The 20,412-nt window shown below is 72.2% G+C and carries 15 protein-coding genes; 5 read left to right on the top strand and 10 right to left on the bottom strand.

Translation table 11 applies throughout. From position 1 onward, the window contains the following. Positions 1-22 precede the first annotated feature (22 nt). Both ettA and ABD093_RS15490 read right to left on the bottom strand, forming a co-directional pair. Positions 23-1,705 carry an energy-dependent translational throttle protein EttA gene (ettA, locus tag ABD093_RS15495; protein ID WP_193116207.1) on the bottom strand — a complete coding sequence of 561 codons (1,683 nt, stop codon included), beginning with the start codon at positions 1,703-1,705 and terminating at the stop codon, positions 23-25. A gap of 88 nt (positions 1,706-1,793) precedes the next feature. Beyond that, positions 1,794-2,375 carry a hypothetical protein gene (locus ABD093_RS15490; protein WP_193116208.1) on the bottom strand — a complete coding sequence of 194 codons (582 nt, stop codon included), beginning with the start codon at positions 2,373-2,375 and terminating at the stop codon, positions 1,794-1,796. A gap of 46 nt (positions 2,376-2,421) precedes the next feature. Here ABD093_RS15490 and ABD093_RS15485 point away from each other — a divergent pair, with 46 nt between their 5' ends. Continuing rightward, positions 2,422-2,961, top strand: coding sequence for a hypothetical protein (locus ABD093_RS15485; RefSeq protein WP_193116209.1), 540 nt, complete (start codon positions 2,422-2,424; stop codon positions 2,959-2,961). Between the two features lie 26 nt (positions 2,962-2,987). Here ABD093_RS15485 and ABD093_RS15480 read toward each other — a convergent pair whose 3' ends face one another. Then, on the bottom strand, positions 2,988-3,680 hold the full coding sequence (locus tag ABD093_RS15480) for an HAD family hydrolase (protein ID WP_193116210.1): 693 nt from the start codon (positions 3,678-3,680) through the stop codon (positions 2,988-2,990). Further along, positions 3,680-4,828: a YlbL family protein gene (locus tag ABD093_RS15475; RefSeq protein WP_343925604.1), complete on the bottom strand. Its 1,149-nt coding sequence runs from the start codon at positions 4,826-4,828 to the stop codon at positions 3,680-3,682. Before ABD093_RS15475 ends, ABD093_RS15480 begins: the two co-directional genes overlap by 1 nt. A gap of 86 nt (positions 4,829-4,914) precedes the next feature. Between ABD093_RS15475 and ABD093_RS15470 the strand changes: the two genes are divergently transcribed. Further along, the gene (locus tag ABD093_RS15470; protein WP_343925602.1) at positions 4,915-6,600 is read left to right on the top strand and encodes a zinc-dependent metalloprotease; all 1,686 of its coding nucleotides are present in this window, start codon (positions 4,915-4,917) and stop codon (positions 6,598-6,600) included. After that, on the top strand, positions 6,590-7,192 hold the full coding sequence (locus tag ABD093_RS15465; protein ID WP_343925600.1) for an NUDIX hydrolase: 603 nt from the start codon (positions 6,590-6,592) through the stop codon (positions 7,190-7,192). Before ABD093_RS15470 ends, ABD093_RS15465 begins: the two co-directional genes overlap by 11 nt. Here ABD093_RS15465 and ABD093_RS15460 read toward each other — a convergent pair. After that, positions 7,180-7,815 carry a M48 family metallopeptidase gene (locus ABD093_RS15460; RefSeq protein WP_343925598.1) on the bottom strand — a complete coding sequence of 212 codons (636 nt, stop codon included), beginning with the start codon at positions 7,813-7,815 and terminating at the stop codon, positions 7,180-7,182. The two genes, ABD093_RS15465 and ABD093_RS15460, sit on opposite strands and share 13 nt — an antisense overlap. Before the next feature lie 530 nt (positions 7,816-8,345). Here ABD093_RS15460 and ABD093_RS15455 point away from each other — a divergent pair. Next, positions 8,346-8,504 carry a DUF5679 domain-containing protein gene (locus ABD093_RS15455; protein ID WP_010551122.1) on the top strand — a complete coding sequence of 53 codons (159 nt, stop codon included), beginning with the start codon at positions 8,346-8,348 and terminating at the stop codon, positions 8,502-8,504. Positions 8,505-8,841: 337 nt separating this feature from the next. On the opposite strand, the gene ABD093_RS15450 is transcribed toward ABD093_RS15455, so the two are convergent. The 3 genes from ABD093_RS15450 to nudC all read right to left on the bottom strand — a co-directional run bounded on the left by ABD093_RS15450 (position 8,842) and on the right by nudC (position 12,642). After that, positions 8,842-9,135, bottom strand: coding sequence for a WhiB family transcriptional regulator (locus ABD093_RS15450; RefSeq protein WP_193116214.1), 294 nt, complete (start codon positions 9,133-9,135; stop codon positions 8,842-8,844). Positions 9,136-9,544: 409 nt separating this feature from the next. Further along, the gene (locus ABD093_RS15445; protein WP_343925596.1) at positions 9,545-11,665 is read right to left on the bottom strand and encodes an ATP-dependent DNA helicase UvrD2; all 2,121 of its coding nucleotides are present in this window, start codon (positions 11,663-11,665) and stop codon (positions 9,545-9,547) included. A gap of 59 nt (positions 11,666-11,724) precedes the next feature. After that, on the bottom strand, positions 11,725-12,642 hold the full coding sequence (gene nudC / locus ABD093_RS15440; RefSeq protein ID WP_343925594.1) for an NAD(+) diphosphatase: 918 nt from the start codon (positions 12,640-12,642) through the stop codon (positions 11,725-11,727). Between the two features lie 49 nt (positions 12,643-12,691). Between nudC and ABD093_RS15435 the strand changes: the two genes are divergently transcribed. After that, positions 12,692-13,672, top strand: a complete 981-nt coding sequence (locus ABD093_RS15435) for a phosphotransferase (protein ID WP_343925592.1) — start codon at positions 12,692-12,694, stop codon at positions 13,670-13,672. Between the two features lie 19 nt (positions 13,673-13,691). Here ABD093_RS15435 and ABD093_RS15430 read toward each other — a convergent pair whose 3' ends face one another. Together ABD093_RS15430 and ABD093_RS15425 are read right to left on the bottom strand one after the other, a co-directional pair. Next, entirely contained in the window at positions 13,692-17,069 is a 3,378-nt protein-coding gene (locus ABD093_RS15430) for an ATP-dependent helicase (RefSeq protein WP_343925590.1), read from the bottom strand. Next, entirely contained in the window at positions 17,066-20,335 is a 3,270-nt protein-coding gene (locus tag ABD093_RS15425; RefSeq protein ID WP_343925588.1) for a PD-(D/E)XK nuclease family protein, read from the bottom strand. The genes ABD093_RS15430 and ABD093_RS15425 overlap by 4 nt, the downstream gene beginning before the upstream one ends. Between the last annotated feature and the right edge of the window lie 77 nt (positions 20,336-20,412).

Below are 20,412 nucleotides of genomic sequence, written 5' to 3'. Positions count from 1 at the left end.
TCTCTCCGCGAGGAGCGGGCCCTCAGTCGCGGGTCAGGCGACGGTAGGTCATGCGGTGAGGACGAGCGGCCTCCGCACCGAGACGATCGACCTTGTTGGCCTGGTACGACTCGAAGTTGCCCTCGAACCAGTACCAGTTCGCCGGGTCCTCCTCCGTGCCCTCGTAGGCCAGGATGTGGGTCGCGACCCTGTCCAGGAACCAGCGGTCGTGGGACACGACCACGGCGCAGCCGGGGAACTCCAGCAGGGCGTTCTCGAGCGATCCGAGCGTCTGCACGTCGAGGTCGTTGGTGGGCTCATCGAGCAGGAGCACGTTGCCGCCCTGCTTGAGGGTCAGTGCGAGGTTCAGGCGGTTGCGCTCACCACCGGAGAGGATCCCCGCCTTCTTCTGCTGATCCGGGCCCTTGAAGCCGAACTGGCTGACGTAGGCGCGTGAGGGGATCTCGACCTTGCCGACCTGGATGTAGTCCAGCCCGTCGGAGACGACCTCCCAGAGGTTCTTCTCCGGGTCGATGTTCTCGCGGTTCTGGTCGACATAGCTGATCTGCACGGACTTGCCGATCTTCAGCTCGCCGTCGTCGATCGGCTCCAGGCCCACCATCGTCTTGAACAGCGTGGTCTTGCCCACGCCGTTGGGGCCGATGACGCCCACGATGCCGTTGGGCGGCAGGGTGAAGGAGAGCCCGTCGATGAGCACCCGCTCGCCGTAGCCCTTCTTGAGGTCCTTGGCGTCGATGACCTGGTTGCCCAGGCGCGGGCCCGGCGGGATCGTGATCTCCTCGAAGTCGAGCTTGCGAGTGCGCTCGGCCTCCTCGGCCATCTCCTCGTAGCGAGCCAGTCGGGACTTCGACTTCGCCTGGCGGCCCTTGGCGTTGGACCGCACCCACTCCAGCTCCTCCTTGAGGCGCTTGGCGAGCTTCTGGTCCTTCTTGCCCTGGACGTTGAGGCGCTCTTCCTTCTTCTCCAGGTAGGTGGAGTAGTTGCCCTCATAGGGGTACAGGTGACCGCGGTCGACCTCGGCGATCCACTGGGCCACGTGGTCCAGGAAGTACCGGTCGTGGGTGACGGCGATGACGGCGCCCTCGTACTGCGTGAGGTGCTGCTCGAGCCACAGCACGCTCTCGGCGTCGAGGTGGTTGGTGGGCTCGTCCAGCAGCAGCAGGTCGGGCTTCTCCAGGAGCAGCTTGCACAGCGCCACGCGGCGGCGCTCACCACCGGAGAGATGGGTGACCATCTCGTCTCCGGGCGGGCAGCGCAGCGCGTCCATCGCCTGCTCGAGCTGGGAGTCGAGATCCCAGCCGTTGGCGGCGTCGATGTCGGTCTGGAGCGTGCCCATCTCGGCCATCAGCGCATCGAAGTCGGCGTCGGGCTCGGCCATCTCCTCGCCGATGGCGTTGAAGCGCTGCACCTTCTTGAACAGCTCGCCCATGCCCTCCTGGACGTTCTCCAGGACGGTCTTGGACTCGTCCAGCGGCGGCTCCTGCAGGAGGATGCCGACGCTGTAGCCGGGCGAGAGCTTCGCCTCGCCGTTGCTGGGCGTATCGAGCCCGGCCATGATCTTCAGGATCGTCGACTTGCCGGCGCCGTTGGGGCCGACCATGCCGATCTTCGCACCCGGGTAGAAGCTCATGGAGACGTCATCGAGGATGACCTTCTCGCCCACAGCCTTCCGGGCCTTGTACATGGAGTAGATGAATTCAGCCAACGCGTGTTCCTGTTCGGAGAGGGGTCTGGTGGATTCTCACCGGCGCGCCGCGACGCGGTGCCGCACGGGATGTGTCGCCTGCCCGACTCTACCCCGACGTCGCCGGATCGAGCCCCAGCAGGTTCACCGCCAGAGCGAGGCCGTTGACGAACCACCAGACGCTGAAGAACGACACCACGAGCGCCGAGCCCGCGGCGAGCAGGAGCATCGCCCGGCGCCGTTGCGAACGGGCGATGGAGAGGTAGCCGGAACCTGCCAGGCAGGCCAGGAGCACCAGCGAGGTGAGGAGGCTCATCGCGTCCCCGGCCTGAGGGAGCAGAGACCCCATGGTGAGGAGCCCGGCCAGGGCGATGAGCGCGGTCGGTACGGCACTCGCCACCACCCCGATGCTGTGCGCGAGCAGGCGCGCCCCTCGTGTGGCGACGCTCGGCACCAGGAGCGTCGCCACCTGCAGGGCGAGGGAGAGCAGACCACCGGCCACGGCGACGAGCACGAGGAGCTCCAGAGCGGTCGCGTCAGCCTCGGGCTGGGTACTCGCATGGAAGGACCAGCGGGCGAGATAGCCGCTGGAGGCCGCGAGCACCACGGCGACCAGGTGCAGGCCCACGAGCAGCGCGTCACCACGGGGGCTCGAGGGCTCGCTCGGAGATGTCACAGGGGGTTCGTCCACGACTGGAGCCTAGGCGCTGCTCTGTTCCAGCCGCTACGGTGCCGCCATGATCGAGACCGCACCGCGCCGAAGCCGATTGCCCCTGCTGCTGTGCTGCCATGTCCTGGCGGCGATCCTGGCGATCCTCGGCGGGGTCGGCTCGATCTGGGTGATGCTCGAGAACCTCGGGTGGGACCGGGGCAACGATCTGGCCGTCATGGTCCTGACCTCGGCGACGGCGCTCGCTGGGGTGATCTCCGTGGTGCTCCAGCTCGGGTCCCTGCTGGTGCCGGACCGCACCGCCTGGTGGGAACGTCTGATCGCACTGGTGGCCGGTTCCGTGATCGGAGGGATCGGAGCCGGGGTGGTGCTGCTCTCCGCCGCGGCGACCTTCGGTGTCATCGCCGGCCCGGCGGGCCTCCTGGTCGGCGGGGCGGCGCTGGTCCTGTTCCTGCTCCTTCTGATCGCGGCGCTCGTGGTCCGTGCCACGAGCCGCGACACGCGCTGGCCCGTGCTGCTGGTCGCGGCAGGGAGCCAGGTGGCCGTCGCCCATTTCGTGCCGTGGTGGGTCCTCGGCACGGTGCTGATGGGCGGCGAGATCCTCTGACCCAGCGCGGCTCAGTCCAACGGGGCTCAGTCCAGCGGGACGCCCCGTTCGGTGAGCACGCGGCGCGCGATCGCCGCCCCGTGCTCGGCGCCGTCGGCCTGCTCCTCGCCGTTGCGCGGCCACAGATGCGCATCGATCCCCAGCGCCCGAGCGGCGGCGACGTTCTCCTCGCGGTCGTCGAAGAAGACGACGGCCGACGGGATCGACACTCCCCCGGTCTCGTGCGCCAGCACGTCCAGCAGGATCTCGTAGATCTCCCGCCCGGGCTTGACCGCCCGCTCCTCGCCGGAGATGACCGCGAGGGTGAAGGCCTCGAACCAGTCGGCGCGACGCACCGCCTCGCCGAACGCCTCGGAGGCATTGGACAGCAGCGCCAGGCGCACGCCGTTGCGGGCGAGGTCGTGGAGCAGCTCCCGGGACGCTGGGTCCAGTCGCAGGAAGTACCGGTTGTCCGCAGCCTGGAGCTCGCCGACCTCGGTCTCGGTGAGGTGCTCGACGCCGGCGGCCATGGCCACCGAGCCCCAGTACTCCTCCGGCGTGCTGGCACCCCGGTCGTAGCTGTCGCGGTGGGCCCAGAGGGCCTCGCGGACGGCGCCGATGTCGCCGCCGAGCAGGTCGTGGATGCCCGGAACCGGGTCGTGTCCGGCGCTGAGCACTCCCCCGTAGTCGAAGACCACGGTGGGGCTCGGCGGGGTGCGGCGGCGGTTGCGCTTACTCATCAGTCCTCGTTCTGCGACGTCTTCGCGACGTCGTCACAGGTGGGGAGACCGTCGGTGCTGCCGGTCTCGGCGATGGTCTCGGTGGCCTTCAGGGCCCCGTCGAAGTCGGAGACCGCGACGACGTCCAGTCCGTCGGGCTCGTAGCCGACGACCTCGTCGCAGTTCGCGGCAGGGGCGAGGAAGTAGTCGGCCTCGGAGTCGTGCGCACCGACCATCTTCTGGCGGATCCCGCCGATCCCGCCGACCGTGCCGTCCGCGGCGATGGTGCCCGTCCCGGCGATCTGGTGGTCACCGGTCAGGGCGCCCGGGGTCAGCTCGTCGTAGACCGACAGGGAGAACATCATCCCGGCGCTGGGGCCGCCGATGTCCCCCACGGCGATCTCGACGTCGATCGGGAAGTCGTACCCGGAGGTGAGCACGACGCCCATCTTCGGGGCACCGTCCACCATCTCGGCGGGCACCTCCAGGTCGAGCTCCTCACCGTCGCGACGAACGGTCATCGGGACGGGTTCGCCCTTCGGCGTGCCGAGGACCAGCTCCTGGTAGCCGGCGACATCTGTCGCGCTGCGTCCGTCCACAGAGACGATCACGTCACCGGCCTCGAGGGTGCCGTCGGCCGGAGCGTCCTGCTCGACCCCGCCGATCATGATCACGGGGTCGAAGTCGATGTCGAGCTCCTCGAGGGCGACGGCGACCGCACCCTGCTGGGACGAGCCCATCGCGACGGAGTTCGTCAGGACCGTCTGCTCACGGGTCTGCCCCTCGGGGAAGACCGCCTCACGAGGCAGCACGGATTTCGTGGGATCGAACCAGGCGGCGACCACCTCGACCGGGGTCACCCGGAACCCGGGCCCGCCGTCCACGGAGACGGTGGTCATCATCAGCTCACCCTCGGTGGGGTAGGTCTCCGCGCCATCGATGACGATGATCTGCTCATCGTCGTAGGAGCCGAGCACGTCGATCGCCGGGCCGGGCTGCTCGATCACGTACGGCACCGGCATCAGCGAGGCACCCAGGATCATCAGGCACAGCAGCACCATCGAGATCAGGGCCGCCACCGGGCGGGCGAGCTGCGCGTCCTCGACCTGGCGGGAGAGCAGTGCGCGGGCCCGCCGGGTTCGGGAGGGCCGGGACTGGTCGTCTATCACCCCGACATTGTGCCTCACGCGAAGCCTTCACCCTGTTCCCGGATGCGCTCGGTACGCTGGGCGCCCACGGACTGCTGGAGGTGGCCATGAACACTGATCCGATCCCGGGTGGACCGGGCGATATGGACGAAGAGGCGCTCAAGCGCTTCCTCAAGGAGACCTTCGGGGACGCACTCCCCGAGGGCGCCCTCGACGGGCTGGACCTGTCGGCGCTCGCTGAGCAGGCGAACCTGCCCCAGGACCCTGCGCAGCTGCGTGCCGCCGCCGCGCAGATGCAGAGCATGTTCGCCGCCCAGGGCGACAGCCCGGTGAACTGGCAGATGGCCGAGGACATCGCCCGGCGCACCGCCGCCGGCATGGCCGGCATCCCGGGCGCACCGGAGCCCACCGGCACTCCCGGGGACCCCAATCCCACCGACGCCCAGCTCAACGATCTGCGCCAGGCCGCTCAGGTCGCACGCCTGTGGCTGGATCCCGTGATCGCCTTCGATGTGCCCACCGCCGAGCTGGCCGTGTTCAGCCGCGGCACCTGGCTGCATCGCACGCTCCCGCACTGGAAGACCATCGTCGAGCCCGTCGCGAAGTACATGGCCGGAGCGATCGGCGAGGCGATCGCCTCCCAGATGGGCCAGATGGGCGACCTCTCCGCGATGGGCGGGGACGGAGCCGGACTGCCCGGCGATCCCGCCGGCATGATGGAGCGCATCGGCGGCACGATGTTCGGCGTCCAGTTCGGTCACGCCATCGGCTCTCTGGCCCGCGAAGCCTCGGGCACCACCGATCTGTCGCTGCCGCTGGGTCGCGACGGCGAGCCGGCGCTGGTCGCCGCGAACGTCGACGACCTGATCTCGTCGCACTCCCTGGATCCCTCCGCCGCCCGGATCTTCCTCGCCACCCGCGAGATCGCCCACACCGCCCTGTTCAGCGCGGCCCCGTGGCTGGGCAAGGCGCTGTTCTCCGCGATCGAGGACTTCGCCCGCGGCATCACCCTGGACCTCGACGCCCTCGACGAGATGGTGCGGGACCTGGACCTCTCGGACCCCCAGGCCATGCAGGCGAAGCGCCCCGAGGAGATGTTCGTCTTCACCCGACGGGCCTCCCAGGAGCGTGCGCTCGAGGAGCTCGCCACGACCTTGGCGCTGATCGAGTCGTGGGTCGATCACGTCACGACCAAGGCGCTCGAGGGGAAGCTCCCTGAGCTCGAGGCGATGCGCGAGGTGCTGCGGCGTCGCCGCGCCGCCGGCGGCCCTGCCGAGCAGATGCTGGCCCGGACGATCGGCATCGAGCTGCGCCCCCGGCGCGTGCGCGAGGCCCTCACCTGGTGGGACAGCGTGCTGGCCACCGAGGGCGAGCAGGGCCGCGAGGCGACCTGGGATCACCCGGATCTGCTGCCCACCGCCGAAGTGCTCTCCGGGCGCCCGCAGGCACCGCAGACCCCGCAGGCTCCGCAGGGAGCTGCGCAGGACGTCCCCGACGGCATGGCAGACGTGGAGATCCCCACGGACTTCGACGCCGAGCTCGAGAAGCTCCTCAGCGGCGCCGACTCCGGCTCCGCGCCCCGGGAGGACGACAAGGGCGGCCTGCGCCGGGACGCCGACGGCGGCAGCCCTCGTGACGGCGAGGACTCCGCCGATGGGGACTCCGCCGATGGGGGCTCCGGCACTGGAGACGCCAGCGATGGGGGCTCCAGCACTGGGGGCTCCGGCGATCAGGCCCCCGACGAGGGGACGTCCGGCGAGGACGAGGAGCCGGGAACTCCCGATGGGCGCTGATCCGCTCGAGGCGGCGTTCGCGGAGCTGCAGCTCGCCCGCGACGCCGCCCCCGGCCCCGAGATGGCCGCGGAGTACACGGCGCTGCTGCAGGGCTCCCCGAACGCCCTCTATCGCGAGGGCGCCCCCCGCCACCTCACAGCGAGCGCCGTGGTGATCGACGCTCCCGGAGAGCACATCGCTCTGGTGTGGCATCGCAAGGGCAGCTTCTGGGTGCAGCCCGGCGGACATCTCGAAGCGGGCGAGACGAGCTTCGAGCTCGCCGCGCGCCGCGAGGTCGCCGAAGAGGTCGGCCTGTCCGCGCTGGAGCGCGTGGGGCCGGGCCCCGCGGTCCTGCACAGCCATCAACTCGATGCGGCTTTCGGTGCCTGCGCGGAGCATTGGGACGTGCAGTTCCTCCTGCGCGCCCCCGGTCCGGCCTCCGCGACGCCCCTGGCCACGAGCGACGAGTCCCCCGAGGTGCGCTGGATCCCCTGGCCGCTCCTGGATGGCGGCCCGTCCCGCTCCACCGCGCACCTGCCCGAGGGCACCGTGCCCGATATGGCGGCGAAGCTCGACGCGCTCGCCCCGTTCCTGGCCAGCTACTCGGACTGAGCCTGCGTTCGTCGCTCCGGATCCCGGACCGAGTCCTGGTCCGGCTCGCGCTCCAGATCTCCGTCCAGCTCCGCGGACGGCAGGCTCCGCGCCCAGGAGAACCCGTCCAGGAAGCCCTGCGCCTTCTGCGCCTGGGGGTACAGCGCCATCAGCGCCTGGAACTCCTTGCCGTGGCCCGGCACGAGGAGATGGACGAGCTCGTGCATCATCACCGAGCGCACGACGTAGTCCGGCATGTCCTGCAGCTGATGCGAGAGCCGGATCGTGCCGTCGGCCGGCGTGCAGGACCCCCAGCGGTGGTTCTGGCGGGTGGACCAGGTGACCGAGGACGGGTGGGCCCGGCCCCCGAGATATGCCTCACTGACCTCTCGGGCCATCCGGGCGAGAGCCTCATCACCGCGCCGGGTCCTCGTGGTCCGAGCCTCTTTCCTGACCAGCTGGTCGACCATCTTCGTGACCCAGTCCCGTTCCTGCCGCGCGCTGAACGTCGCGGGGATCGCGATCACGAGATCCCCGTCGCGCCGGCTGATCGACACCGTGCGGTGCCGGCGCGCCGACCGACGGACCATCACCCGCTCCCCGCGAGGGCCGGCGACGTTCTCCTGGAGGACGAGATCACTCATGGGGAGAAGCCTGGCACGATCCGGGGCAAAATATCTTCATCCACAACCGAGCCCGTGAAAGGAAACCTTTCGGGGCCGTGACCTGCAGGAACACATCTTCCTCCACAGTCGCCGCCACCCTGTCCCGAACCTGTCCACACCCATTGCGGGGTTGTCCACAGTCGGTCCCCGACGGCCCTTTGACCGGTGCCGCTCCCAGGGGCTAGGTTTCCCTGCACGTGGGACCCCGGGATAACTAGCAGGACGCACACGGGGAAGGTGCGCGTGGTGCTGAGCGCCCCCGGGGTCCCACGGCCCTTCAGGCCTCTTTGCGCCTACGGGGCCTCCGTTGTCGGTTCGTCGCGCGCACTTCCTCGGCTCTCCGTTGAGCCTCCTGATCCCGAAGCGCGCGACGGGCCGCCCCGTTCGGAGCATCCCTCGATTCGTTCGGCTCCACCGCCCCCCGTTACAGTGGATCGATCCCGGCCTCGCGGCGAGAGCTGCGCGTCCGGGGAACCGAACATCACCATCGATTCCCACAAGGAGCGGATATGGCCGACGAGACCTATGCCGGAGAGTTCTACTGCGTCAAGTGCCGCGAGAAGCGGGAGGCCGAGGGCAACGTCGTCGTCTCCAACGGTCGCCGCATGGCGAAGGCTGTGTGCCCGGAGTGCGGCACGAAGCTCAACCGCATCCTGGGCAAGGCCTGATCGACGTACCGCGAGGTACGAGCGGTAGGAGATCAGGCGATCCTGACACTCCTGATCGACGTACCGCGAGGTACGAGCGGTAGGAGATCAGGGGCTGGAGACAGCCTGATCCGACCGGCCTGATGCACGACGAGGGGCGAGACACCATGACGGTGTCTCGCCCCTCGTGCATGCGGCCTCGGGCGGTGCCGATCCGCCCGTGACCGCTCCGGGTCGCCCACTGACGTTGCGGGCCGCCCGTGAGCGTTGCCGGCCGCTCTGGGGACGCTGCAGGCCGCCCCGGGCTGTTCCAGGCCGGCCTGCAGGCCCCTTCGGCGATCCGGGACCGTCACGGTCCTCATGCCGCGTTCTGGTCGGGATTCTTCCGTGGACGGCCGCGACCGCGCTTGACGGCGATGATGCGGCCGGAATCGAAGATCGAACCGCCCCAGACGCCCCAGGGCTCTTCGCGCTCGAGAGCGCCCTGGCGGCACTCCTGGAGGAGCGGGCAGTCGGCGCACAGGCTCTTGGCCTGCTCCAGATCAGCCGGACGCTCGGAGAAGAAGAGGTCCGCGGCGGCGGTGTCGTGGCACGGCAGCAGATGCGCTGCGGTGTCGGCGGGGTTCAGGAATGTGGTGAGTAGAGAAGTCATCGTCTCGCTGCTTTGAAGATCGTCGGGGGACGAGCCCTTTCGGGCGGAGGTGCGGCGGCGGTGCCGCACCGGCAGCGAGGGGAGGCCTCGTCAGCTCAGGCTGGGCACCGCGGGGGCATAGCCCCGTACGCGCGGCAGAAGGGAGGGCGCGCCGAGGGGGCGCAGTCCATCTCCTGCGAGATTCCTGATGATGTTCACTGAGGCCACCCCCTTTCGAATGCGCGCGTCCCGGTGTCCCGGACCACGACGTGGACGATTGACAAGCATGAGTCTACACACGTTCACCAGAAGTCACATCTATTTTTTGACCTGCGGTTTCAGCACGTCAGAAGCGGCTCTGCGCGGGGTTCGGCAGAGCCCGTGGGAGCCCGGCTGAGCCAGTTCGAGCCCGATGCAGCCCGATGCACCCTCAGGCCGGGTGCTCGGCGAGGAGGGCGAGGAGCGCAGGACCGAACCGCTCTGCTTTGCCGGGGCCGATGCCCGGCACGGCGAGCAGCTCGCGCTCGGTGCCCGGTCGCCGCTCGGCGAGCGCCTCGAGGGCCGCATCGGTGAGGACGGAGTAGGCCGGGGCGCCGTTCTCCCGTGCGCGGTCCAGCCGCCAGGACCGCAGCGCCTCCAGGAGCGCTGGGTCCGCGGTGGGAGGGCACCCTTCGTGCCGGCCCAGGCGCTGCTCCCGGGCGGAGACCAACCCCTGGGAGCACACCCTGCACTCGGAGTAGACGGTCGCGCTGCGGCGGCCGGTGCGGCGGGCGTCGGCTCCCGGGCGCTTCCCGCCGGCCTCGGGATGATCGAGCGCGCCGTCCAGGAAGCGGGAGGCTCGACGGCTCCCCCGGGCTCCCGGGGTGCGGGCGGCGGACCAGCTCACGGTGAGCAGGTCGCGGGCCCGGGTCAGGGCCACGTAGAACAGTCGCCGCTCCTCCTCGACCTCTGCCGGGGTCGAGGCCATGGAGATCGGCATCAGCCCGTCGCTCGCTCCCACCAGGAACACGACGGGCCACTCGAGACCCTTCGCGGCGTGTACGGAGGCGAGGGCCACGCCGTCCACGACCGGTGCCGACTGCGCCTCGGCGCGCTCCTCGAGCTCGCGGACCAGGTCGGTCATCGTGGCGCCGGGCCGGGCGGTGACGGTGTCCGCCAGTCCCACCAGCGCGTTCAGGGAGTCCCAGCGATCCCGGATCGCCCCGGTGGTCTCCGGGGCCGTCTCGGACCATCCCTGCTGCGAGAGGATGTCGCGCACGGCGCGGCCCGGGTCGAGCTGCTCGACCCGGGTGGCTGCTCGCAGCGAGACCATGGCGCGCCGCACCTCCTGGCGCTCGAAGAAGCGGTCGCCGCCGCGCACCAGATAGCCGATGCCCCGGGCGGTCAGCGCCTGCTCGAAGGCCTCGGACTGGCTGTTGGTGCGGAACAGGATCGCGATCTCCGCGGCGGTGCGGCCCTCGGCGATCAGGGCCCCGATGCGGTCGGCGATGCCGTCGGCCTCCGCCGGATCGTCGGGGAAGGACTCCACCAGCGGCGGGGGGCCGTCCTCGCGCTGGGCGACCAGCGTGAGCCGGTTGTCGCGGGTGCGCCCGCGGGCGCCGTCCAGGACGGTGTTGGCCAGGCGCACGATCTGCGGGGTGGAGCGGTAGTTGCGCTCGAGCCGGATGGTGCGGGCCCGTTTGAACTCGCTGCGGAATCCCAGCAGATAGGAGGCGCGCGCGCCGGCGAAGGTGTAGATGGTCTGGGCCGCGTCACCGACGACGCAGACGTCGTCGGTGGTTCCGAGCCAGAGCCGCAGCAGGGTGTGCTGGAGCGCGGAGACGTCCTGGTACTCGTCGACGACGAAGTGCTTGTACTGGCCGCGTATCTCCCGGGCGACGTCGGCGCGCTCGGAGAGGAAGCCCACGAGGTGCAGCAGGACGTCCTCGAAATCGATGACGCCGCGCTCCTTCTTGACCTCCTCGTACTGGGTGAGGATCCGGGAGATGGAGCGCGAGTCGAAGCCGGCGACGCCGGGGCGCTTGGCGGCGGGGGCCGCCTCGGGGTACGACTCCGGGGTGAGCATGGTGACCCGCGACCACTCCACCTCGGAGACGATGTCCCGCAGCGCCGCCCGGTCCACGCTCAGGTGCAGGCGCTGGCAGGCCTCGCCCACGCCGGCGAACTTGTTCGCCATGATCTCCGGGACGGGTCCGCCGACCACCCGCGGCCAGAAGTGACGCAGCTGGCGCAGGGCGGCGGAGTGGAAGGTGCGCGCCTGCACGGCGGGCACCCCGAGGTCCCGCAGTCGCGAGCGCATCTCCGCGGCGGCCTTCGCGGTGAAGGTCACCGCGAGCACGTGGCGCGGGTTCAGCTGCCCGGTGGCCACCCCGTACGCGATGCGGTGGGTGATGGCGCGGGTCTTGCCCGTTCCCGCACCGGCGAGGACGCACAGGGGCACGCCGAAGGTGCTGGCGACCTCGCGCTGCTCCGGGTCGAGCGCCGCGAGGATGCTCTCGGCGTCACCCGGTACGGGGGTCGTCGGTGCGGGGGTCAGTGCTGGTTCGGTCATCGGTGCCATCCTGCCAGCGGCGCCCGACGTTCCGGGCACCGCTGTGGATGGCGAGTCCCTCACGCCTCGGCGGAGCGGCCGTACCAGTCGTCGATCAGCGCACGGCCGAGGGAGGCGTTGTTGGGGATCTCGATCTCCTCGGCCTCGAGCGCGGCGGCGAGCTCCTCGCGGGTGAACCAGCGCGCCTCGGCGATCTCGTCCTCCTGGAGCGTGAGCTCGACCGCGCCGGGGACCCAGGCCCGGTAGCCGAGCATGAGGGAGCGGGGGAAGGGCCAGGGCTGGCTGCCGACGTACTCGACCTCCTCGACCGTGATCCCGACCTCCTCGGCGACCTCACGGGCCACGGCGTTCTCGAGGCTCTCCCCCGGCTCGACGAAGCCGGCCAGGACCGAGTAGAAGCGATTGCGGAAGTTCGCGTTGCGGGCCAGGAGCAGCCGGTCCTCGCTGTCGCGCACGGCCATGATGACGGCCGCGTCGGTGCGTGGGAAGTGCTCGGAGCCGTCGTCGCGGCAGCGCAGCACCCAGCCGCCCACCTCGGCCTCGAGCAGGGCGCCGCACAGGGGGCAGTGCCGCATCGACCGATGCCAGGCACCCATCGCCACCGCGGTCAGGGCGAGGTCGGCGTCGGCCGGATCGAGCTGATCGGCGATGCGCCGGAGGTCGCGGAGGTCACGGCCGGGATCGTCGATCTCGGCGCTGGTCTCGAGGATCTCGACGGCGAGGATCCGCAGCCCGTCCCGCACTCCCAGCAGCACGAGCGGCTGGGTGCCGCCGGCGCGGGGGTCCGCGGTCTCCAGGGCCAGCTGGAGGGAGCCGTCCTCCGCTTCCTGGAAGGCGGTCTCGCCGGCTCGGGACACCAGGTACCGGGCGTCGTCGCCGGGCGCGATCATCGCCGGGTCGACGCGGCTGAGCGCGTCCCGGTCGGAGCTGAGGAGGGTCAGTGGGGTGTGCAGATGCGGTCCGCGGAGATTCGCCATGCCCGGAAGCCTACGTGGATCGGGCCGACCGCCCGGGTACGGTGGACGCGTGCATCGCAACTCGTATTCCCTGGCTGCTCTCGCCGCGGCAGCGGTCCCCGGTCTGATCCCGGTCAGGACCACCCCGATCGCGACCCCGATCGAGGACCTCGACGTGGCCGGGGTCGTCGGCGAGCAGGGCCGCCGCGTCATGGTCCTCTGTCCCGCCTCGACCGCCTCCGGCGTGCGCCTGGAGCGTGATCTGAAGGTGGCCGACGCCCTCTCCGGCACCCCGCTGCACGGCATCATCCCCCCGGTGCTGGGATTCGTGAAGCTCTCCGAGGGCGGCCGCGCAGCCGTCACCGAGGCCCCGGTGGGCCGGCCGCTGATGCTCGACGATCTCCAGCACTCCCCCGAGCTCGCCCGGTCGCTGGGGCGGGTCCTGGCCCGCATCCACACCGTCCCGCGCTATGCGGCCGAAGCGGCCGGTGTGGAGTCCTTCACCCCGGAGGTGCTCCACGCCGAGCACCGCACCCGCATCGCCACGGCCGCGGAGAGCGGTCATCTCCCGGCGGCCGTCTCCCAGCGCTGGGAGGCCCTGCTCGAGGACCAGGAGCTGTGGGACATCACGGCGCAGTTCATCCACGGCGACCTGTCCGAGGAGAGCCTCTTCGCCTCCGGCGATGACGTCAGCGCCATGCGCGACTGGTCCTCGTCCCGTGTCGCGGACGCCGCCTCGGACCTGGCCTGGCTGATCTCCTCGCTGGATCCGGAGCGCTTCGACGACCTGTACGCCGCCTACTGCGAGGAATTGCCCACCGCGCCGCATCCGCGGCTGGTGGAGAGGGCCCAGGCGCTCGGCGAGTTCGCGGTCGCCGAGTGGCTCGCGCACGGGCTGGAGACCGGCGACGAGTCGATCGTCTCCGATGCCCGCGGCATGATCGCCGACCTCGACGCCGATCTCGCGCAGCTCGCCCGGGACGAGGCCGAGCGCGCCTATGAGGAGATGAGCTCCCGCGAGGAGACAGGGCCCCGCGAAGAGCACGCCTGAGGGCAGGGCCCGAGGGCGATCAGTCGCCGGTGAGCATCTCCGCGATCCGTTCGCGGGACGGATGCCGCCGCACCTCGTGGGTGACGTCGTCGGCCACGAAGTGGAACGCCGTGCGGATCCGCTCCAGCGGGAGCCCCGTGCGTTCGTGCCAGGCCAGCCGGTACAGCGACAGCTGAAGGGCTCGCTCCCGCAGCTGAGCGGGGCGCGGCACCCGGCCGGTCTTCCAGTCCACGATGATCACGCCCCGAGCTCCGGGACGCTCGCTGTCGGTGCTGTCAGAGTTCTCGGGGCTGTCGGGATCCTCGAAGACCGCATCGATGACGCCTCGCACGGCGATCTCCCCTACCCGGGTCTGCACCGGGTGTTCGACGACGATCGGGGTGCGCTGCGCCCACTGCGAGGAGTCGAAGGCCTCGCGCAGGGCGAGGTCGTCGCGATGCGGGCCCTCGTCCTCCCCCAGGTCCAGGACGTCCTCCAGATCCAATAACGCCGTGCTGTCGTACCGGGACTCGAGCCAGGCGTGGAAGGCGGTCCCGCGGGCGGCGGCCGGGGACGGCCGGCGGGGCAGCGGACGCAGCAGATCGATCGCCGCGCCGCGCGGATCCTGCGCCTGGTGCACGACCTGGGAGGCGGACAGCCTCGGCGGGGAGTGCACGAGCGGGGGCGCGGCCTGCTGCTCGAGGTCGTCGATCGCCCGCCGCACGATCTCGGCGAGCGCCGGGTCGGTGACCTCCGGGGCCGGCCCCTTCGTCGCCGCCTCGGGGATCGCGTCCAGCATCCCGGCGGCGCGGGCACGGCGCCGCTCGGGCTCCCCCGGCGGCGGCGGCCACTGCGCCTGAGGCCGCTCCGACTCCAGCGGATTGGTCTCGGGCACCTCCTGGACCGTGCGGAACTGCTCGGGGACCAGGTCATGGATCTCGACCAGATAGCGGGAGCGGGGTCGTGCGGTGGCCAGCCCTGCGCGCCAGGCGGCGGAGGTCAGCAGCAGGCGCCGCCGGGCCCGGGTGACGGAGACGTACATGAGCCGGCGGTCCTCCCGCAGGGACTCCTCGCCCTGGGCGAAGCGGTAGTCCTCGATGAGCCCCTCGGCATCGACCTGGGTGTCCGCCTCGGCCCAGGCCAGCTCGGGCAGGGTGTCCGCATCGCCGCGCAGGGCGGTGGGGACCGACGCCGAGGCGAGCTTGTCCAGCCACCCGTTGTCCGGGACCCGCACCCGGCCCGCCTCGTCCGTCTTCGCCCGTCGCAGGTCGTAGGAGGGCACGGACCCCTCGGTGAGGCCGGCTACGGCCACCAGGTCCCACTCGAGCCCCTTCGCGGAGTGCATGGTCACGATGGTCACCGCGCCGGAGTCGCCCTCCTCCTCGGTGTGCTCGGGCGAGGCGGAGACGGCGAGCCCCGCTTCCTCGTCCTCGCTGATCTCGAGCAGGTCGAGATAGGCGCCGAGCCCGCCGCGCTGAGCGGTGCGGTCGAAGGCCGCGGCGTGGTCGCGCAGCGCCTCGAGGTCCGCCAGCACGCTCGAGCCCGGGTCCGCGGCGAGCAGGGTGAGGTCCACGTCGAGAACCCGCACGGCGGCCGTCACGAGGTCCGGCAGGGGCAGCGGCAGCAGGCGCCGCATCTCCCTCAGGATCTGCTGGATCTGCCGCAGACGGTCCCGGCCGGTGGTGGACAGGGAGCGGCCCGACGGGTCGGTCCAGTCCGCGGGCGGGAGGTCGTCGACGGCGTCGACGAGGGAGACGGACTCGGCCTCGTCCTCACCGCCGGGGGCGTCGGCCGCTCGGCGCAGACGCGAGCCCATCCGGTCCCGCCACCGGCCCAGCACCGAGAGGTCCCGGGCGCCGAGCCGGAAGCGCGGGCCGGTGAGCAGGCGCATGAGGGCGTCGCCGCGCCCCGGGTCGTGCGCGCACTGCAGCACGGCGCGCACGTCGGCCACCTCGGGGCGATGCAGGAGCCCGCCGAGGCCGACCACGTGGACCGTGAGACCGCGCTCCTCGAGCCCCTCGACGAGGGCGGGGATCTGGCGGCGAGCGCGCACCAGCACGGCGGCCGACGCCTGCTCCGCGGCATCTGCGGCGCCGCCCTCCCCCGCAGCGCCGCCTGACCCGTCGGGGCCCACGGCGGCGATCTCGGCCCGGCGGGCGAGGATCCAGTCGGCGATGGCGCGGGCCTCCGCGCGCTCGTCGGAGGCCTCGAGGATCTCCGCGGCGCCCTCCCCGGCGCCGGGGCGGGCCTGGAGCTCGGGAATGGTGAGCCCGGCGTCAGCCGCGCGCAACGGTGCGGCCAGCGTGTTCGCCACGGCGAGCACGGCCTCGTCATTGCGCCAGGAGGTGGACAGGGTGCGCTGCAGCACGGGCTGCTCCGGGGTGGCGAAGGTCGTCGCGAAGCCCGCGAGGGAGGCCGCCGAGGCGCCGCGCCACCCGTAGATCGCCTGCTGGGGGTCCCCCACCGCGCAGGCGGCATGGCCGGGACCGAACAGGTCCGTGAGCATCTGCAGCTGGGCGACGGACGTGTCCTGGAACTCGTCGAGCAGGACCACGCGATGCATACGTCGGGCGAGTGCGCCCGCGGCGGGCACCTCGCGCGCCACCCGGGCCGCGAGGGAGACCTGGTCGGCGAAATCCAGGGCGGAGCTGTCCGTCCGGACCTGGGCGTAGCGCTCGAGCAGCGGGATCAGGGCGAGGCGGGACTCGAGCGACGTGAGCACGGAGGCGACGGCCTTGGGGGTGGTGCGCCGGCGCCCTTCGACCTGGAGCGGGATCCCGCCGAGGTGGTCGTGGATCTCCTGGAGGTGCTCGCGCAGCTGCTCGGGGGTCACGAGGTGGTCGGCGATCGAGGAGGTCAGCGACAGCAGGGCGGCGGTGAGCGTGGCCGGCGAGGCCTCGAGGTCCAGCGAGTCGTCCCAGCCCTCGACGATCGAATGCGCCAGCTGCCAGGACGCCGAGGTCGACATCATCGTCAGCTCGGGGTCGATGCCGACGGCGAGGGCATGCTCGCGCACCAGGTCCAGGGCGAAGCCGTTGTAGGTGTGAACCAGCGGGCGCTGCCCCACCAGCTCGTCGTGGCCGCGCTCGAGCCCGGGCGGCAGCGTCAGGCCCTCGGCGCGCATCGCGGCGGCCAGAGCGGTGAGCCGGGCGGCGATCCGGGCGGACAGCTCATGGGCGGCCTTGCGGGTGAACGTCAGCCCGAGCACCTGCCGCGGCTCGACGATCGCGTTGGCGATCAGCCACACCACCCGGGAGGCCATCGTCTCGGTCTTCCCGGATCCGGCGCCGGCCACGACCAGCATGGGTGCCAGCGGTGCCTCGATGACGGCGACCTGCTCGGGCGTGGGCGGGGGCTGGTCGAGCAGGGCGGCGAGGGTCCCGGCGCTGAGCCGCCCGGGATTGGTGTGCTCGGTCATAGCTGGTCTCCTTCGGGCTGCAGCGGACAGCTGCTGCGCACGGCGCAGTGGGAGCAATGGGAGTTCAGGCGTGCCGTGACCTGGCGGCCGGCGACGTCCTCGGAGACCTGGGCGACGAGGGAGTCGAACCAGGCCGGGTCCTCCGCCTGGCTCAGCGCGATCTGGGTGCGAACGGCGGCCTTCTTCCCGCCGGTGCCGACATAGACCAGCTGGGCCCCGTTCAGCCGCTCCGGGGCGTCGGCACCGAGCTGGTCGACGAGCGCGCCGTCCCGCACCGCGGCCTGATAGGCGGCGAGCTGGAGATCGTCCTGCGCGGCGGCCGCGGACTTCGCGTTCTTGCCCGACTTCAGGTCCACGACCCGCAGTCCGGTCGCATCCCCCTCGATCCGGTCGATGCTGCCGCGCAGCCGCACCCGCCCGAGATCCACCTCGAAAGGGGCCTCGACGGCGAGGGCGTCGGGCGCAGTCCGCAGATGCTCCGCGAGCAGGCGGGCGGCGTCCTCCGCCCGCCGCACCCGGCGACGCCCGGACCAGGTCTCGGTGCCGGGCACCGACCGCAGCAGGGTGTGCAGCTCCTCGAGCAGGTCGTCGGTCCCGCCCTCGGGGCCCTGCGGATGGATCTGCGCGAGATGGTGCAGCGCGGTGCCGATGAGCTGGGCCGGCCCGCCGGAGCGCGTGCCGCCGGCGCGCTCCATCAGCCACGACTGCGGGCAGTCCACCGCACGCTCGAGGGCCGACGGGGACAGCCCGATGACGGAGCCCTCGTCGTGCAGCGGCTCGATGCTGCTGGGGTCCTGGTGGTACCAGCTGCTCGGATCCGTGCCGGGGGCGCCGGCGCGTGAGAGGGCGTGCAGGGCCAGTGCCGCATCCTGCGAGCGCTGCGGGTCCTCGTCGTGGAGCCTCCGGCGCAGCGCCGCGACCAGCTGCCGGGCATCGGGGGCAGGACCAGGGTCCTGGCGGAGCCGGTCGAGGTCGATCCAGGGCTCGCCGGCGCGCGCCGCGAGCGACGCGATCGCCTCGTGCAGGGCCGACGGCTCCAGCTGCTCGTCCTGGACCGCGGTGACCAGCACCCGGGTGCGGGCCCGGGCCATGGCGCTGATCGCGAGCCGCAGCTCGTCGGCGATCACCTGGCTGCGCTGGATCGCCCGCAGCGATTCGGGATCCGAGGGGAGCTCCGCGCCCGAGCGGGCGGCGGCCAGCAGCGACAGCTCCGCCGCCCCGAACAGCGTCGAGCGCAGGCGCAGGTCCGGCCAGGCGCCCTCCTGGAGGCGGGCGAGCACGACCGTGTCTCGCTGCTCGCCCGCGATCTGGGCGGGAGTGAGCACGGCGATCCGTCCGCGCGGTGCGGCCGCCGGGGCCAGCGTGTCCTCGACGACGGCCTGGGCGCGGATCTGCTCGACGAGGTCCAGGGCCCCCGCACCGGGACGACGGGCGGTGAGCCGCTCGGCCGCGGCGAACAGCTCGAGCAGGGCATCCAGGCGGGACCCGGCGAGCCGAGCGCGGGCCCCGTCGACGTCGCCCGGGGCGCCGAGCGCCGCCCGGCGCCAGCCACCGGCGAGCGCTGCGGCATCCCAGGCCTCCCAGATGATCTGCTCGGCATCGGCCGTGCGATGGTCGCGCACGGCCCGGATCATCGCGCGCAGACGATGCACCGGAGCGGCGGCACGATCCCGGTCCTCGGGGTCCGGGAGGCCGGGCACCTCCGGCTCCACGAGCGCCCGCGCGAGCAGCTGGTCGCTGGGGATCTCCGAGGCCGGGTCCACCGAGCGCTGCGCGCTGAGCAGGAGGCGCCGGATGCGTCGCAGCCGCAGCGTGTCCGCATCGCCGAAGGGACCGCGCAGCAGCTCGCCGGCCACCTGCGGGTCCACGGGGGTCCCCTCCGGGGCGAGGCCGATCTCGAGGACCGTGAGGAGGTCCGCGATCACCGGCACCTCCCGCAGGGGCTGGGGGCGGCGCGGCACGCGCACGGGGAGGCCGGTGCGGGAGAGCAGATCGGCGACGTCGGCGACGGCGGACCCGGAGCGGCACACCACGGCCATGTCGTCGTAGTCGATCTGCTCGCGGTGGTGCAGATCGCGCAGGGCGGAGCCGATCAGACGCGCCTCGTCCAGCGGGTCGTCGGCCTGCAGCACGGCGATCCCCCGGCCCTCGAGACTCCCGGCACCCTCGAGACTGCCGGGGTCCTCTGGACTCCCTGGGCCGTCGGGACTCCCTGGGCCGTCGAGAATCCGGGGGCGGCGGGAGTCCACCGTGGCGCCGGCCAACGGAAGCCTGCCTCGCAGGGAGTCGACGCCGGCCACGATCCCCGGGGCGATCCCCGGAGCACCGGTGAGCGTGATCTCGGACAGCGGCCGGCGCAGCAGATCGCGCAACCTGTCCGCCGCATCCGGCAGGGCACCGCGGAAAGTGTCCACCGCAGCATCGGGGCAGCTGCAGATCATCACGCTCGCCCCGGACCCGGCGAGCGCGCCCACGAGGGCGATGCCGGCGGTAGTGAGGTCCTGGGCGTCGTCGACCACGACGGTGTCGAAGGGCGCCGCCGTGCGCGGATCCTCGAGCAGGCGCACGGCGCGGCGCACCAGTCCGCCGGAGTCGAGACGGGGCCCGGCGTCCAGGGCCGCGGAGGCCTCGAGATCGAGCACCCCGAGGTAGTCCCGCAGGATCGCGGCGGCGTCGCACCAGGCGGGCCGGCCGCGCTCGCGGCCGAGGCGGTCCAGATCGGCCGGCGCCAGCCCGAGCTCCGTGGCGCGGGTGATGAGGTCACGCAGCTCGGTGCGGAAACCGGGCAGGCTGCGGGCCCCCGGATCGACCTCGAGGTTCCAGCTCGCGCGCCCGGCGATCAGCTCCGCCAGCAGGGAGTCCTGCTCCGCCCCGGTGACGAGGGTCGGCTCGCCGAGACCGCGGGAGAGGGCGTCGGCCCGCAGCAGGGCATGGCCGAGGGCGGGCGGCGTCATCGCCCGCACCTCGCCCGCTCCCTGCACGGCGAGAGCGTCGCGCAGGCGCCCGGCGGCGTGGCGTCGCGGCGCCAGCAGCAGAGTCCTCTCCCCGGCCTGCGCCGCGGCCGCGAGGGCGAGCGTCGTGCGCCCGCTCGCGGGCCCGCCGTGCACCATGACGTCGGCCCCACCGAGCAGCAGCTCCAGCGCGTCCTGCTGCGGGCCGTCGAGCTCCCCGGCGGGGAGGACCGCCGGGAGGGCGGCCAGGTCGGGTCCGAGCAGACGGATCCCCTCGCTCGGGCTCCGCCCCGCGCCGCTCGTCGTCCTGCTCATCGTCATTCCCCTATTCCACCTCACGCGGAGGACGTTCGAACCGTCCCGGCGGGCGGTGACGGGGCGGTAGAGTGTCA

Source organism: Brachybacterium tyrofermentans, assembly GCF_039526165.1.
Taxonomy (GTDB): Bacteria; Actinomycetota; Actinomycetes; order Actinomycetales; family Dermabacteraceae; genus Brachybacterium; species Brachybacterium tyrofermentans.
The sequence above is the reverse complement of the archived record's forward strand: the minus strand, read 5'-3'. Positions and strand labels throughout refer to the sequence as shown.

Excerpts from the sequence above, each read along its gene's own strand:
- ABD093_RS15485 (WP_193116209.1), top strand. The coding sequence starts at position 2,422 with ATGATCGAGACCGCACCGCGCCGAAGCCGATTGCCCCTGCTGCTGTGC.
- ABD093_RS15480 (WP_193116210.1), bottom strand. The coding sequence starts at position 3,680 with ATGAGTAAGCGCAACCGCCGCCGCACCCCGCCGAGCCCCACCGTGGTC.
- ABD093_RS15470 (WP_343925602.1), top strand. The coding sequence starts at position 4,915 with ATGAACACTGATCCGATCCCGGGTGGACCGGGCGATATGGACGAAGAG.
- ABD093_RS15465 (WP_343925600.1), top strand. The coding sequence starts at position 6,590 with ATGGGCGCTGATCCGCTCGAGGCGGCGTTCGCGGAGCTGCAGCTCGCC.
- ABD093_RS15460 (WP_343925598.1), bottom strand. The coding sequence starts at position 7,815 with ATGAGTGATCTCGTCCTCCAGGAGAACGTCGCCGGCCCTCGCGGGGAG.
- ABD093_RS15455 (WP_010551122.1), top strand. The coding sequence starts at position 8,346 with ATGGCCGACGAGACCTATGCCGGAGAGTTCTACTGCGTCAAGTGCCGC.
- ABD093_RS15450 (WP_193116214.1), bottom strand. The coding sequence starts at position 9,135 with ATGACTTCTCTACTCACCACATTCCTGAACCCCGCCGACACCGCAGCG.
- ABD093_RS15445 (WP_343925596.1), bottom strand. The coding sequence starts at position 11,665 with ATGACCGAACCAGCACTGACCCCCGCACCGACGACCCCCGTACCGGGT.
- nudC (WP_343925594.1), bottom strand. The coding sequence starts at position 12,642 with ATGGCGAATCTCCGCGGACCGCATCTGCACACCCCACTGACCCTCCTC.
- ABD093_RS15430 (WP_343925590.1), bottom strand. The coding sequence starts at position 17,069 with ATGACCGAGCACACCAATCCCGGGCGGCTCAGCGCCGGGACCCTCGCC.
- ABD093_RS15425 (WP_343925588.1), bottom strand. The coding sequence starts at position 20,335 with ATGAGCAGGACGACGAGCGGCGCGGGGCGGAGCCCGAGCGAGGGGATC.